Annotated in this window: 15 protein-coding genes; 9 read left to right on the top strand and 6 right to left on the bottom strand. The window is 56.1% G+C overall.

All coding sequences use genetic code 11. From position 1 onward, the window contains the following. The first annotated feature begins 7 nt into the window (after positions 1-7). The 3 genes from WNY39_RS06730 (at position 8) to WNY39_RS06720 (ending at position 2978) form a co-directional block, all read left to right on the top strand. The gene (locus WNY39_RS06730) at positions 8-295 is read left to right on the top strand and encodes a co-chaperone GroES (RefSeq protein WP_093915555.1); all 288 of its coding nucleotides are present in this window, start codon (positions 8-10) and stop codon (positions 293-295) included. 74 nt (positions 296-369) lie between these two features. Further along, a complete protein-coding gene (groL, locus tag WNY39_RS06725; protein ID WP_341233959.1) occupies positions 370-2019 on the top strand; it encodes a chaperonin GroEL in 1650 nt (549 codons plus the stop codon). Between the two features lie 110 nt (positions 2020-2129). After that, positions 2130-2978 carry a DMT family transporter gene (locus WNY39_RS06720; RefSeq protein WP_342844848.1) on the top strand — a complete coding sequence of 283 codons (849 nt, stop codon included), beginning with the start codon at positions 2130-2132 and terminating at the stop codon, positions 2976-2978. On the opposite strand, the gene WNY39_RS06715 is transcribed toward WNY39_RS06720, so the two are convergent. Further along, positions 2944-3396, bottom strand: coding sequence for an NUDIX hydrolase (locus WNY39_RS06715; RefSeq protein WP_342844847.1), 453 nt, complete (start codon positions 3394-3396; stop codon positions 2944-2946). The two genes, WNY39_RS06720 and WNY39_RS06715, sit on opposite strands and share 35 nt — an antisense overlap. 71 nt (positions 3397-3467) lie before the next feature. Between WNY39_RS06715 and WNY39_RS06710 the strand changes: the two genes are divergently transcribed. Both WNY39_RS06710 and WNY39_RS06705 read left to right on the top strand, forming a co-directional pair. Next, entirely contained in the window at positions 3468-4271 is an 804-nt protein-coding gene (locus tag WNY39_RS06710; protein WP_342844958.1) for an alpha/beta fold hydrolase, read from the top strand. Further along, on the top strand, positions 4258-5400 hold the full coding sequence (locus tag WNY39_RS06705) for an alpha-D-ribose 1-methylphosphonate 5-triphosphate diphosphatase (protein ID WP_342844846.1): 1143 nt from the start codon (positions 4258-4260) through the stop codon (positions 5398-5400). The genes WNY39_RS06710 and WNY39_RS06705 overlap by 14 nt, the downstream gene beginning before the upstream one ends. Here the strand turns inward: WNY39_RS06705 and WNY39_RS06700 are convergent. The 3 genes from WNY39_RS06700 to WNY39_RS06690 form a co-directional block, all read right to left on the bottom strand. Beyond that, positions 5390-6457 carry a 5-(carboxyamino)imidazole ribonucleotide synthase gene (locus WNY39_RS06700; protein ID WP_342844845.1) on the bottom strand — a complete coding sequence of 356 codons (1068 nt, stop codon included), beginning with the start codon at positions 6455-6457 and terminating at the stop codon, positions 5390-5392. The two genes, WNY39_RS06705 and WNY39_RS06700, sit on opposite strands and share 11 nt — an antisense overlap. Continuing rightward, complete coding sequence (gene purE / locus WNY39_RS06695) at positions 6450-6938, bottom strand: 5-(carboxyamino)imidazole ribonucleotide mutase (protein ID WP_342844844.1); 489 nt, start codon at positions 6936-6938, stop codon at positions 6450-6452. The genes WNY39_RS06700 and purE overlap by 8 nt, the downstream gene beginning before the upstream one ends. Before the next feature lie 71 nt (positions 6939-7009). Continuing rightward, positions 7010-7234, bottom strand: a complete 225-nt coding sequence (locus tag WNY39_RS06690; RefSeq protein ID WP_342844843.1) for a DUF465 domain-containing protein — start codon at positions 7232-7234, stop codon at positions 7010-7012. A 163-nt stretch (positions 7235-7397) separates the two neighbouring features. Here WNY39_RS06690 and WNY39_RS06685 point away from each other — a divergent pair, with 163 nt between their 5' ends. From WNY39_RS06685 to WNY39_RS06675, 3 genes are all read left to right on the top strand, one after another. After that, complete coding sequence (locus WNY39_RS06685; RefSeq protein WP_341233966.1) at positions 7398-7814, top strand: Hsp20 family protein; 417 nt, start codon at positions 7398-7400, stop codon at positions 7812-7814. A 1-nt stretch (position 7815) separates the two neighbouring features. Continuing rightward, positions 7816-8034 (top strand): DUF1150 family protein, encoded by a 219-nt coding sequence (locus tag WNY39_RS06680; protein ID WP_219579607.1) that lies wholly within the window; start codon positions 7816-7818, stop codon positions 8032-8034. A 104-nt stretch (positions 8035-8138) separates the two neighbouring features. Continuing rightward, positions 8139-8999, top strand: coding sequence for a glycosyltransferase family 10 (locus WNY39_RS06675; RefSeq protein WP_342844842.1), 861 nt, complete (start codon positions 8139-8141; stop codon positions 8997-8999). 42 nt (positions 9000-9041) lie between these two features. Here the strand turns inward: WNY39_RS06675 and WNY39_RS06670 are convergent, their stop codons facing one another. Next, positions 9042-10754 (bottom strand): bifunctional sulfate adenylyltransferase/adenylylsulfate kinase, encoded by a 1713-nt coding sequence (locus tag WNY39_RS06670; protein ID WP_342844841.1) that lies wholly within the window; start codon positions 10752-10754, stop codon positions 9042-9044. A gap of 167 nt (positions 10755-10921) precedes the next feature. After that, positions 10922-11926, bottom strand: coding sequence for a thioredoxin-disulfide reductase (trxB, locus tag WNY39_RS06665; RefSeq protein WP_342844840.1), 1005 nt, complete (start codon positions 11924-11926; stop codon positions 10922-10924). A 228-nt stretch (positions 11927-12154) separates the two neighbouring features. On the opposite strand from trxB, the gene WNY39_RS06660 reads away from it, so the two are divergent. Then, a complete protein-coding gene (locus WNY39_RS06660; protein WP_341233970.1) occupies positions 12155-12655 on the top strand; it encodes an Lrp/AsnC family transcriptional regulator in 501 nt (166 codons plus the stop codon). Positions 12656-12664: the final 9 nt, after the last annotated feature.

The following is a 12664-nucleotide window of genomic DNA, read 5'->3' as shown; positions in this document are numbered from 1 at the left end:
CTGAAAGATGGCATTAAAACCGCTTCACGACCGCGTGTTGGTGCGTCGCACCGAAAGCGAAGAAAAAACCAAGGGTGGCTTGATCATCCCTGATTCCGCAAAAGAAAAGCCTGCTGAAGGCGAAATCGTTGCTTGCGGCGAAGGCGCACGCAAAGACAGCGGTGAACTGATCGAGATGGCTGTAAAAGCCGGTGACAAAGTTCTGTTCGGCAAATGGTCCGGCACCGAAGTCACGCTCGACGGTGAAGAGCTTCTGATGATGAAAGAAAGCGACATCATGGGGATTCTGTCCTGATCCTAGGGCAGACGGGTCATTTCTGACCCCTCACATGACGCTGACATCAAAACAAGAATTTAGGAGAAGACACTATGTCTGCTAAAGACGTAAAATTCGGGACCGACGCCCGTAACCGTATGCTCAAGGGTGTGAACATCCTTGCCGACGCGGTAAAAGTCACGCTGGGCCCAAAAGGCCGTAACGTGGTTCTGGACAAATCCTTTGGCGCACCGCGCATCACCAAAGACGGTGTATCCGTAGCCAAAGAAATCGAACTGGAAGACAAGTTCGAGAACATGGGCGCACAAATGGTCAAGGAAGTTGCTTCCCGGACCAATGACGAAGCAGGCGACGGTACAACAACCGCGACTGTTCTGGCCCAAGCCATCGTTAAAGAAGGCATGAAATCGGTTGCCGCTGGCATGAACCCGATGGACCTGAAGCGCGGCATCGACATGGCGACATTGAAAGTCGTCGAAGCGATCAAAGCAGCAGCACGCCCTGTCAACGACAGCGACGAAGTTGCTCAAGTTGGTACGATCTCTGCCAACGGCGAATCGGAAATCGGTCGTCAGATCGCTGATGCGATGCAAAAAGTCGGCAACGAAGGCGTTATCACTGTCGAAGAAAACAAAGGTCTGGAAACAGAAACCGATGTTGTTGAAGGCATGCAGTTCGACCGCGGTTACCTGTCCCCTTACTTCGTCACCAACTCCGACAAAATGACTGTCGAGCTGGAAGACGCGATCATCCTGTTGCACGAAAAGAAACTTTCGTCGCTGCAGCCAATGGTTCCTCTGCTCGAGCAGGTCATCCAGTCGCAAAAGCCACTGTTGATCATCTCGGAAGATGTTGAAGGCGAAGCGCTTGCAACACTCGTTGTGAACAAACTGCGCGGCGGTCTGAAAATCGCAGCGGTCAAAGCACCTGGTTTCGGCGATCGTCGCAAAGCCATGTTGCAAGACCTTGCAATCCTGACAGGCGGTCAAGTGATCTCCGAAGATCTGGGCATGAAGCTTGAGTCCGTTACAATGGACATGCTGGGTTCCGCCAAGAAAGTAACCATCACCAAAGACGAAACAACAATCGTTGATGGCGCTGGCGAAAAGGCCGAGATCGAAGCACGTGTTGCTCAGATCCGTAACCAGATCGAAGAAACCACTTCCGATTACGACCGTGAAAAACTGCAAGAGCGCGTTGCCAAACTGGCCGGCGGTGTTGCTGTGATCCGCGTTGGCGGCATGTCCGAAATCGAAGTGAAAGAGCGCAAAGACCGCGTTGACGATGCATTGAACGCGACACGTGCCGCTGTTCAAGAAGGTATCGTTGTCGGTGGTGGTGTTGCTTTGGTTCAAGCCGGTAAAAAGCTTGAAGGTCTGACAGGCGACAACGCCGATCAGAACGTTGGTATTGCTATCGTGCGCAAAGCACTGGAAGCACCGCTGCGTCAGATCGCTGAAAACGCTGGTGTTGACGGTTCCGTAGTGGCCGGCAAAATCCGCGAAAGCGACGACCTGAAGTTCGGCTTTAACGCCCAAACCGAAGAATATGGCGACATGTTCAAATTCGGCGTTATCGACCCTGCCAAAGTTGTCCGCACCGCGCTGCAAGATGCAGCATCCGTTGCTGGCCTGTTGATCACAACAGAAGCCATGGTTGCTGATCGTCCGTCGAAAGACGGCGGCGCAGCAGGCGGCATGCCCGATATGGGTGGCATGGGCGGCATGGGCGGCATGATGTAAATCACGCCGTAGGGTTCACGAACCCTTCGCTGACAGAATTAAGGGGCGCATCGTTTTGATGCGCCCCTTTTTCGTTGGCGCGTCCCGTGTCGCTGGCCTAAGCAGGCGTCATGCGTATTTTCCTTTTGACCGCCCTTGTGATGATCGCCTTTGCCGCGAACTCTGTCCTGACACGCTTTGCCATTGCAGGCGGGTATATCGACCCCACGGGTTTTGCCGTGGTGCGGGTCGTTTCCGGGGCTGCGATGCTATGTCTTGTTCTGCTGCTGCAAGGCGCGCGGGTGCAGCTTTTCAACCGTCAACGTGCCTTTGGCGCGCTGACCTTGGCAGTTTATATTATCGGATTTTCGCTGGCCTATCTGACGCTGGATGCGGGGCTGGGGGCGCTGATCCTGTTTGGCGTGGTGCAAATTGCGATGTTCGCCCATGGCGCGCTGTTTGGCGTCACGCCTACGGCGCGTAAGATGATCGGTGCCGCTGTCGCCTTTGCCGGCTTGGTGCTGGTTTTGTGGCCCAGCGCCGCTGTGCAGGTTGACACCCTTGGTGCGGTGCTGATGATCGCGGCGGGCTTGGGCTGGGCTGCCTATACGATTATCGGCAAAGGCTCTGCCGATCCGCTGGCGAACACCGCTGGAAATTTCCTGATCTGCACGCCGATTGTGGCGCTGTTGATGCTGGTGCAGCCGACGTTTTACACCCCGACGGGCCTTGCCGTCGGTATCCTGTGCGGCGCAGTGACATCGGGGCTCGGCTATGCGCTGTGGTACGCGGTACTGCCGAAACTGATGCAATCCACGGCGGCGGTTGTGCAGCTTTCGGTGCCGGTGATCGCGATACTGGCGGGAGCTGTGATCTTGGCCGAACCGCTGGATATCAAGGTAATTGTGGCGACCGTGCTTGTCCTTGGCGGGATCGGGCTGGCGGTCAGCGCACGATCAGCTCAAGCGGGTCGTAGCTGATCGGGGCATCGCCGAATGCGACGTCGATCAAGCTGTCAGGTTTCACCCTAAGCTGCGCCATCTCGCCTTTCGTGACCCAACGCCTGTCCGACACGATATTTTCAATGTCCTGCCATGCGGGGTCGATCTGGGTTGATCCGATCACGGTGCAGCGGAAATAGAAATCAACTTGATGAAACCCACGTGTCGGGTCGTGGAATTCGTTCACCAGACAAGGCGCGCCCACATCAATCCGCAGGCCCGTTTCTTCGAACACCTCGCGGGCCAAGTTGTCGGGCAAGGATGCGCCCACCTCGACCCCGCCGCCGGGTGCGCACATCAGATCGCTTGTGCCGTCAGGATAGGCATTAACCAGTAACAAACGACTGTCGTGCATAATCACAGCTCTTACCGCCAGACGCGGGCCATTTTTCGCCATTTCACGCTCTTTCCGTTATCGCTGCTGTCAAAGCATTTCACATGTCGGAATTTCAGTCTATCTGCACAGATATGAAAATCGTTCTCGCCCTCTTTATTCTGCTCTTCGGGTTCAGCGGTTGCGTCTCTGCGCAATCTGATCTGGCGCGGGCTGGCGAGGGACGCTGCGTTGTGCTGTTGCATGGGTTGGCACGCACCGAAACATCGTTCGCCGTCATGGAAGCATCGCTGGAAAGCGAAGGATACAAGGTCGTGCGCCCCGGCTATCCGTCGACCGAGGCTCCGGTAGAAGAGCTGACCCGTCGCACGTTGCCCGACGCGGTTGCGGCCTGTGGCACCGACAAGGTAGATTTCGTGACCCATTCCATGGGCGGTATTTTGCTGCGGCAATGGGTGTCTGAGGTGGGCGATGCGCGGGTCGGTCGTGTGGTCATGCTGGCCCCGCCCAATCAGGGGAGCGAGGTCGTCGATGCCTTGGGGAATATTCCGGCCTTTGACTGGATGAACGGACCTGCGGGCGCGCAAATGGGGACGGGCGAAAACTCACTCCCGCGAAGCTTGCCGCCGGTCACATTTGATCTGGGCGTGATTGCGGGCACCCAATCCCTGAACCCGTATTTTTCGTCGATCTTGCCGGGTCGTGATGATGGCAAGGTGTCGGTGAAATCCGCGCGGGTCGATGGTATGCGTGATTTTCTGATGCTGCCGGTCACCCATACATTTATCATGATGAACCCGACGGTGATTGCGCAGACGATGATCTATCTGAACACGGGCAAGTTTGATCGGTCGCTGACCTTTATCGATGCGGTTCTGGATTCAATTGGATGTCCCGAAGGGGGCTGTTTGCCGGGGGTTGATGATGTTGAACCTTGATTTGGTCGGGGCGAGGGTGCTGGGGGATGGCGGTCTTGAGGATCGCCCCTTGTCTGTATCAGGCGGGGTGATTGTGGACGCCGCACAGCCACGTCAGATTGATTTGTCAGGCTATATGATCCTGCCGGGTATCGTTGATGTGCATGGCGACGGGTTCGAGCGTCATCTGGCCCCGCGCCGCGGCGCGATGAAGACACTCTCCGAAGGGATGGTCGCCGCTGAAGCGGAATTGGCGGCCAATGGGATTACGACCGCTGTGCTGGCCCAGTTCGTAAGCTGGGAAGGCGGGCTGCGCGGCCCTGAATTCGCCAAACAGGTGTTTGAAGCGATGCGCAAAACGGCACCTGGGTTGGTCACAGATCTGCGCGGGCAGTTACGGTTCGAGACCCATATGCTTGATCTATATGCGGAAATTCCCACGCTGATGCAGGAATATGGGCTGTCTTATATCGTCTTTAACGATCACCTGCCGCATGGGCGGCTTGCCGAGGGGCGCGCGCCGAAACGGATGGTAGCCCAAGCGCTCAAGGCCGGGCGCAACCCTGATGCACATCTAAAACTGATGCAGGAATTGCACGGGAACCGCGACGCGGTGCCTGCTGCCTTGGATGATCTATGCCGCACGCTGGCCGCTATGGGCATTCAGATGGGTAGCCATGACGACACCACCGCGCAGGGCCGTGCTGATTGGCGGGCGCGCGGCGTTCAGGTGGCGGAGTTTCCTGAGACATTAGAGGCAGCCGAAGCGGCAGCAGAGGCCGAAGACCTTGTGGTGCTGGGATCCCCGAATGTGGTGCGTGGCGGGTCGCATAATGGCAATGTGTCTGCGGTCGATTTGATCACAATGGGCATTGGCGCGGCGCTGGCGTCGGACTATCACTATCCGTCGCCCAGACGTGCTGCCTTCATGTTGGCCGACAGCGGCGTTCTGCCCTTGCAGGATGCATGGCGGTTGGTATCCGCCGGACCCGCTGGCGTTCTGGGGCTTGCAGATCGCGGCGATCTGGGCCTTGGCAAAAGGGCCGATCTGGTGGTGCTGGATGCGAAAACGCGCCGCGTCGCCATGACGATGTCAGGCGGGCGCGTCAGCTATATGTCGGGCGATATCGCGCTGCGCTTTACCGCTTGATAATATTGACGTGGCCCATTTTACGGCCCGCTTTTACGTCCGTTTTTCCATATAGGTGCAGCGCTGTATCACGCTGTTTTGCCAGTTCCGGCACGCGGTCCATATCGTCACCGATCAGGTTTTCCATGACCACGTCGGCATAGCGGCTGCCGTCGCCCAAGGGCCAGCCCGCGATGGCGCGAATGTGCTGTTCGAACTGGTCAATGGCGCATCCATTCTGGGTCCAGTGGCCGGAATTATGCACGCGCGGGGCGATCTCATTCACGATAAACCCCTGGGGTGTCACGAATAATTCGACGCCTAGCACGCCCACGTAATCAAGCGCATTCAAAATTTTGGCCGCCATCAAGACCGCATCCATCCGCAGGGATGCAGACAGCGTTGCAGGCACAGTCGTCGTGTGCAGGATACCATCGCGGTGGACGTTTTCACCGGGATCAAAGCAGGCGACATCGCCCGATGGACTGCGGGCCGCGATGACAGAGACTTCGCTGGTAAAGTTGACGAACCCTTCCAAAACCGCAGGGCTGCCTGCCATATCATCAAGCGCCGTTTGCGCGTCATCGGCAGAGCGCAGCCGCGATTGGCCCTTGCCGTCATAGCCAAAGCGGCGGGTTTTCAGGATCGAAGGCGTGCCGATCGTATCAAGCGCCGCGTGCAAGTCAGCGGGGCTGGCGATGTCGGCAAAGGGGGCGACGCGCAGGCCCAGCCCCTCGAGAAAGGTTTTTTCGGTCAAGCGATCCTGACTGGTGCGCAAAGCCTCGCGGTTGGGGTGAATGGTGCGGATGGTTTCAATCACATCCAACGCTTCGGTCGGGATATTCTCAAACTCATATGTGACGACGTCCACGGCGTTGGCAAAGGCCTTGAGCGCGTCGATATCATCATAGCCGGCGGTGGTCACTTGATGGGCAACATCCGCTGCGGGCGGGTTCGCGCCGGGTTCAAAAATATGCGTGCGAAACCCCAGTCGTGCAGCCGCGACAGACAGCATACGGCCCAGTTGGCCGCCGCCCAAAATGCCGATGGTCGCACCGGTTGCCAAAGGATCAGTCATCAACAGGCTCCTGCGGGATAGAGGCGCTGAGCGCGTCGCGCCAAGCTTCAAGGCGTTTGGCCAGCGCATCGTCCCCAAGCGCCAGGATACCAGCGGCCATCAGCGCGGCATTTGCTGCACCTGCGGCACCAATTGCCATGGTGGCAACGGGGAAACCACGTGGCATCTGCAGGATAGAATATAACGAATCGACACCCGACAAAGCTTTGGTCTGAACCGGAACGCCGATCACGGGCACGCGGGTTTTTGACGCCATCATGCCGGGCAAATGCGCGGCCCCGCCAGCACCTGCAATGATCACCTTCAATCCACGATCTACGGCCGTTTTGCCGTAATCCCACAACCGGTCGGGCGTGCGATGGGCGGATACGATCTTGGCCTCATAGGCAATGCCCAATTCATCCAGCAGGTTCGCGGCCTCGCGCATCGTGCTCCAATCGGATTGAGAGCCCATGATGATACCGACGGGGGGATTTTCCATATTGGATATGCCTTTGCTAGATCGCCTAAGAAGCGCGTACTATAGCCATCATAGGTTGGGTGGCAATCGGATCAGGCCGTAATATCGGGTGTAAGGCGATCTTCGATCTGGGCGATCAAATCTTTCAGCCGCAGCTTGCGCTTTTTCAGCCGTTGCAGCGTTAAGGCATCCGCCGTCCCCTTTTCGCCAAGCGCTTGGATTTCATCATCAAGATCGCGGTGTTCACGGCGGAAAACAGCAAGCTCGACGCGCAGGACGTCGTCGTTTTTCATCGACAGGTCAGTTGGGGCATTCATATGGCTAGATGATTCTTCATTTGATCAGGTCTTATAACATAAGCGTTAGCCAATCATTGGCATAGCCCTTGCTTATGCCACGTCTGCTCCCCATATTTAGGAGGTAGGTCGCCGCAATAGGGGCCGCAATGACTGACTGTCGCTTGACTTAAGGACGTGTCTTATGACGAAATTAACACTAGCTTCGTACCCGCATATGCTGGGTTTTGAGCAACTGGAACGGGTGTTGGAGCGTACTGCAAAAGCAGGAAACGAAGGGTATCCCCCTTTCAACATCGAACAGACATCTGATTATAGCTATCGCATCACGCTTGCGGTTGCAGGATTTGCCGAGGACGATCTGTCGATCACCGTCGAAGATCGGCAATTGGTGATACGAGGCCGCCAAACCGATGGGCCGGACGACCGGATTTTCCTGCATCGCGGGATCGCGGCGCGGCAATTCCAACGGTCATTCGTGTTGGCCGACGGGGTCGAAATCGGCGAAGCCTTGATGGAGAACGGTTTGCTTCATGTGGATCTAAGCCGTTCGAAGCCGGAAAAAGTAGTTCAGACGATTAAAATCAGAAAAGGGGAATAAAATGCACAATACAGAAACGCATCTTAAGGACCGGACCGTATACGTGAAAACGATTGCTGTCTCGGACCTGCCCCTTGAAGTGCGCGAACAGGCCGAAGGGCTTGAGCAGCTTTACGCGGTTCACGATGCAAAAGGTCAGCAATTGGCGCTGGTCGGTGATCGCAAGCTGGCGTTTAGCTTGGCCCGCGACCATGATTATGCGCCGGTGATGGTACACTAAACCCCATTGCTGACGACACAAACGGAATGGCCGCGCATCTGCGCGGCCTTTTCTATTTGTGATGCTGTGGTTAGGTATGCGGAAACGTATCTTGAGGTGCCGCGATGACTGAACCTGCGATAGCTGTCTTGCCCTATGGCAGCAAATTGGGAAAAGCGTTGGCAAACCGCAATCTGGACGATCTGGTTTGGCCGTTGGGTCGCCCGGAACGGCTGGCACAGGGGACGGTGGCATCACTGGATGCAACAGATCACCTGATCATTTTCCCTAAAACCAACATGCATTTTCTGCCCAACCTAGGGACAAAGGCGCATATTTCGCCCCTTGTTGTTGAGCCGGCGATTATTCACGCGCGCCATTTACGGTGGCTGCGCTGGACCTATCGACGTTTCTTTAAGGTCTTGGCGTTTCATCAAGAGCTTTTGGAATGCATTCCAAACGGGTTGTTTTTGGCATTCGGAACAACTTGGGTGCCGGAATACAAAGATATATCAGTCGCCAAAACCAAACATATGTCACTGATTGCATCGGGAAAGCGCGACTACGAGGGGCACCTGTTGCGCCATAACTTGGTTGAGTATGTTCAGGGAAAAGGCCTGGACGTAACGGTTCTGGGCAGAGGCTATGCGCCGTTTGAGGCAAAAAGCGACGGGCTGGCCCCTTACCGGTTTTCGGTTGTGATCGAAAACATCCGCGAACCAAATTATTTCACCGAAAAGCTGGTTGATGCCGTGCTGTGCGAGACGGTGCCGATCTATTGGGGCTGCCCGAATATCGGCGACTTTATCGATACGGATGGGATGATCATCTGCGACAGTCAAGAAGACCTCGAGCGCGCCGTCGCGGCTGCATCGGATGAGCAATATGAACAGCTTGTGCCCGCTTTACGTGCGGCGAAATCACAGGCTGCGTCCTTTGCCGACCTTGAAAGACGTGCCGCAGAAACGTTGAAGGCCAGCCTGTAACGGCTGGCTTTCGGAATTTTAGTTCTACCAAGTTCGGTACGCTTACCCTTTAATCAGCCCCATGCTTTCCAGCTTGAGCAACACCTGATGGGCACAGTTGTCGACGTCGACGTTTTCCGTCTCAACGGCCAGTTCCGGGTTCTCGGGCACATCATAGGGGTCTGAGATGCCGGTAAATTCCTTGATCTTGCCTTCGCGTGCCAGCTTGTACAGCCCTTTGCGGTCGCGGCGTTCGCATTCCTCGATAGATGTGGCGACGTGGATCTCCACGAAAGCGCCGAAGGATTCGACGTCTTCGCGCACCGCGCGGCGGGTGGTGGCGTAGGGGGCGATGGGCGCGCAGATCGCAATGCCGCCGTTTTTGGTGATCTCTGATGCGACATAGCCGATGCGGCGGATGTTCAGGTCGCGGTGTTCTTTGCTAAAGCCCAGCTCAGACGACAGGTTTTTGCGGACGATATCACCATCCAGCAACGTAACGGGGCGGCCACCCATCTCCATCAGCTTGACCATCAAGGCGTTTGCGATGGTAGATTTGCCCGAGCCTGAGAAACCGGTGAAGAACACGGTAAAGCCTTGCTTGTTCCGCGGCGGACGGGTGCGGCGCAGCTCTTCGACGACCTCGGGGAAAGAGAACCATTCGGGGATCTCAAGCCCCTCTTGCAGGCGGCGGCGCAGTTCTGTGCCCGAGATGTTCAGGATGGTGATGTCATCTTTGTCTTTGATCTCGTCAATGGCCTCGTATTGGGCGCGTTCCTGCACCCAGACCATGTGTTTGAAATCGACCATTTCGATGCCCATTTCCTCTTGATGCTCGCGGAACAGGTCCTGCGCATCATAGGGTCCATAGAAATCTTCGCCTTTCGAGTTGTTGCCGGGACCCGCGTGATCGCGACCGACGATGAAATGCGTACAGCCGTGGTTCTTGCGGATCAGACCGTGCCAGACTGCCTCTCGGGGGCCAGCCATGCGCATGGCAAGGTTCAGCAGGCTCATCGAGGTGGTGGCGGCGGGGTATTTGTTTAGCACAGCTTCGTAGCAGCGCACGCGGGTAAAGTGATCGACATCGCCGGGCTTGGTGAGGCCAACAACAGGGTGGATCAACAGGTTCGCCTGTGCTTCGCGCGCGGCGCGGAACGTCAATTCCTGATGCGCGCGGTGCAACGGGTTGCGGGTTTGGAACGCCACAACCTTGCGCCAGCCCATCTTGCGGAAATAGGTGCGCAGCTCGTTCGGCGTGTCGCGACGCGCCTTGAAATCATAGTGAACAGGCTGCTGGATGCCGGTGATCGGACCGCCCAGATAGACGTTGCCCGCAGTGTTGTGCAGATAGTTCACGGCAGGGTGGGCACTGTCATCGGCACCGAACACCTTTTCCGCCTCGTTCGCCTTGTTCGGCGTCCAGCGGTCGGTGACGGTCATGATGGCAAGAATGACGCCTTCCTGATCGCGCAGGGCGATGTCTTGGCCAATCTCAAGCCCTTCTGCGAATTTGTCGGACACATCCAAGTTGATCGGCATCGGCCACAGCGACCCATTTGCCAGACGCATGTTTTCGACGACGCCGTTATAGTCTTCTTCGGTCAAGAAACCCTTAAGCGGGTTGAAGCCACCGTTCATCAACAGCTCAAGATCGCAAATTTGGCGCGGCGTCAGGTCATGGCTGACCAATTCGCCCGCTTCCACCTTCAGCTTTTGCGCCGAATCGTAAGAGACATAAAGTTCGGGGATCGGTGCTAGGTTCGGCGTCTGCATATGAGTCTCTCAATATATTAGTACAAATGGCTGTTTTGCCGGGGTTTAGACCAGTGCGTTTGGCCTAATCAAGGCTTGCGGGCTTTTTGCGTTAAATTACGGACAGTAACGTGATTTTTGTTGCGAAACAGCAATTGTTTCCCAACAAACCATCACCAACCCGAAAGTTAGACGCCCTCTTTTACCTCGGCACCGTATCCCAAGGGCAACGATGTGTCTTTACCCTCGTCATCGCCGACCTCGGCGAGGAAGCGTTCCGCCTCGAGCGCGGCCATACAGCCCATCCCGGCGCTGGTCACAGCCTGCCGATACTTATGGTCGGTTAGATCGCCTGCGGCAAAAACACCGGGGATAGAGGTTTCGGTGCTGTCAGGTTTCGTGACGACATAGCCGCCCATATGGGTTTCCAGCACATCTTTAACCAACTCATTGGCGGGGGCGTGACCGATGGCGACAAAAACGCCTTTGGCAGGGATGTCCGTAATCTCGCCGGTTTTGACATTCTTAACCTTAACGCCTTCGACGCCGAGCGGCATGTCGCTACCATACACTTCGTCAAGCTGATGAAACCACATCGGCACGATTTTCGGGTTCTTCTCAAGACGGTCAATCAGGATTTTCTCGGCGCGCAGTTCATCGCGGCGGTGGATCAGTGTCACTTTCGAGGCAAAGTTCGTTAGGAACAGCGCCTCTTCGACAGCGGTGTTGCCGCCGCCGATGACCACAATCTCTTGATTGCGATAGAAGAAACCGTCGCAGGTGGCGCAGGCCGATACGCCGAAACCTTTGAATTTCTCCTCGGTTTCAAGGCCCAACCATTTCGCCCGTGCACCCGTCGCAAGGATCACGGCATCAGCAATATAAGTGGTGCCGCTGTCGCCCTTGGCGTGGAAGGGGCGGCTGGACAGATCAAGATCGTTGATTATGTCGCCAATAATCTCGGTGCCCATTGCTGCTGCGTGCTCTTGCATGCGGATCATCAGGTCGGGGCCTTGAACTTCGCTGTCACCGGGCCAGTTTTCGACTTCGGTTGTGGTGGTAAGTTGGCCGCCCGGTTCAATCCCCTGAACAAGGATGGGGTTCAACATGGCGCGGCTGCCATAGACTCCGGCGGTATATCCCGCAGGGCCTGAGCCAATAATCAAAAGCTTGGTTTTGCGAGTCTCGGCCATGATAAGCCCCCTGAATTGAGTGATCAAAAATTGTTAAGCGCAATATAGCGACGCCTAGGAGGGCCTTAAACCCCATGATTACATAACGGTCGGTAACTGTTTGCTATTTCCCGGCGATGCAACGAAAAGCACGAACAGACATCAGAATCATATTGTTGCGTGCTGGCGAAAGAATATTGCGCCTTACTGCGTGGGTGTTATAACAATCGGAAATAAACTGGGGGTTTTATGGCGGGTACGCGGCTTGATCCGATCGACCGGAAAATTTTAGCCGAATTGCAGGCAGATGGTCGCATGACCAACGTTGAGCTTGCGAAACGTGTTGGCATATCTGCGCCCCCCTGTTTGCGGCGTGTGCGCACACTTGAGGAAAGCGGCTATATTCGTGGGTATCATGCCGACGTAAATGCGCGTGATCTGGGTTTTGAAGTGCAGGTGTTCGCGATGGTCGGACTTGCCAGCCAAGCCGAATCAGACCTGACCACTTTCGAGGAAAAATGCCGCGGTTGGCCGCTGGTCCGGGAATGTCACATGCTGAACGGTGAGGTGGATTTCATCCTGAAATGCGTGGCACCCGATTTGTCGAGCTTTCAAAGCTTTCTCACGGGGCAATTGCTGACCACACCAAATGTTGCCAGCGTCAAAACCAGCCTTGTGATACGGCCTGCCAAGGATGAACCCGGCGTGCCCTTTGACGTGTTGGAAGATAGGTTAAGCACTAGTCCTTAAAGAGGTTAA

It is taken from the genome of Sulfitobacter sp. AS59, from assembly GCF_038899995.1.
In the GTDB taxonomy this organism is placed as follows: Bacteria; Pseudomonadota; Alphaproteobacteria; order Rhodobacterales; family Rhodobacteraceae; genus Sulfitobacter.
Note: the sequence above shows the minus strand (reverse complement) of the source record. Positions and strands in the feature narration are given on the sequence as shown.

Bases quoted from the DNA above. Each gene is read 5' to 3' on its own strand.
- WNY39_RS06675 (WP_342844842.1), top strand. From the start codon at position 8,139: ATGACTGAACCTGCGATAGCTGTCTTGCCCTATGGCAGCAAATTGGGA.
- WNY39_RS06710 (WP_342844958.1), top strand. From the start codon at position 3,468: ATGAAAATCGTTCTCGCCCTCTTTATTCTGCTCTTCGGGTTCAGCGGT.
- WNY39_RS06715 (WP_342844847.1), bottom strand. From the start codon at position 3,396: ATGGCGAAAAATGGCCCGCGTCTGGCGGTAAGAGCTGTGATTATGCAC.
- WNY39_RS06670 (WP_342844841.1), bottom strand. From the start codon at position 10,754: ATGCAGACGCCGAACCTAGCACCGATCCCCGAACTTTATGTCTCTTAC.
- WNY39_RS06700 (WP_342844845.1), bottom strand. From the start codon at position 6,457: ATGACTGATCCTTTGGCAACCGGTGCGACCATCGGCATTTTGGGCGGC.
- trxB (WP_342844840.1), bottom strand. From the start codon at position 11,926: ATGGCCGAGACTCGCAAAACCAAGCTTTTGATTATTGGCTCAGGCCCT.
- groL (WP_341233959.1), top strand. From the start codon at position 370: ATGTCTGCTAAAGACGTAAAATTCGGGACCGACGCCCGTAACCGTATG.
- WNY39_RS06680 (WP_219579607.1), top strand. From the start codon at position 7,816: ATGCACAATACAGAAACGCATCTTAAGGACCGGACCGTATACGTGAAA.
- WNY39_RS06660 (WP_341233970.1), top strand. From the start codon at position 12,155: ATGGCGGGTACGCGGCTTGATCCGATCGACCGGAAAATTTTAGCCGAA.
- WNY39_RS06690 (WP_342844843.1), bottom strand. From the start codon at position 7,234: ATGAATGCCCCAACTGACCTGTCGATGAAAAACGACGACGTCCTGCGC.
- WNY39_RS06705 (WP_342844846.1), top strand. From the start codon at position 4,258: ATGTTGAACCTTGATTTGGTCGGGGCGAGGGTGCTGGGGGATGGCGGT.
- WNY39_RS06730 (WP_093915555.1), top strand. From the start codon at position 8: ATGGCATTAAAACCGCTTCACGACCGCGTGTTGGTGCGTCGCACCGAA.
- WNY39_RS06720 (WP_342844848.1), top strand. From the start codon at position 2,130: ATGCGTATTTTCCTTTTGACCGCCCTTGTGATGATCGCCTTTGCCGCG.
- WNY39_RS06685 (WP_341233966.1), top strand. From the start codon at position 7,398: ATGACGAAATTAACACTAGCTTCGTACCCGCATATGCTGGGTTTTGAG.
- purE (WP_342844844.1), bottom strand. From the start codon at position 6,938: ATGGAAAATCCCCCCGTCGGTATCATCATGGGCTCTCAATCCGATTGG.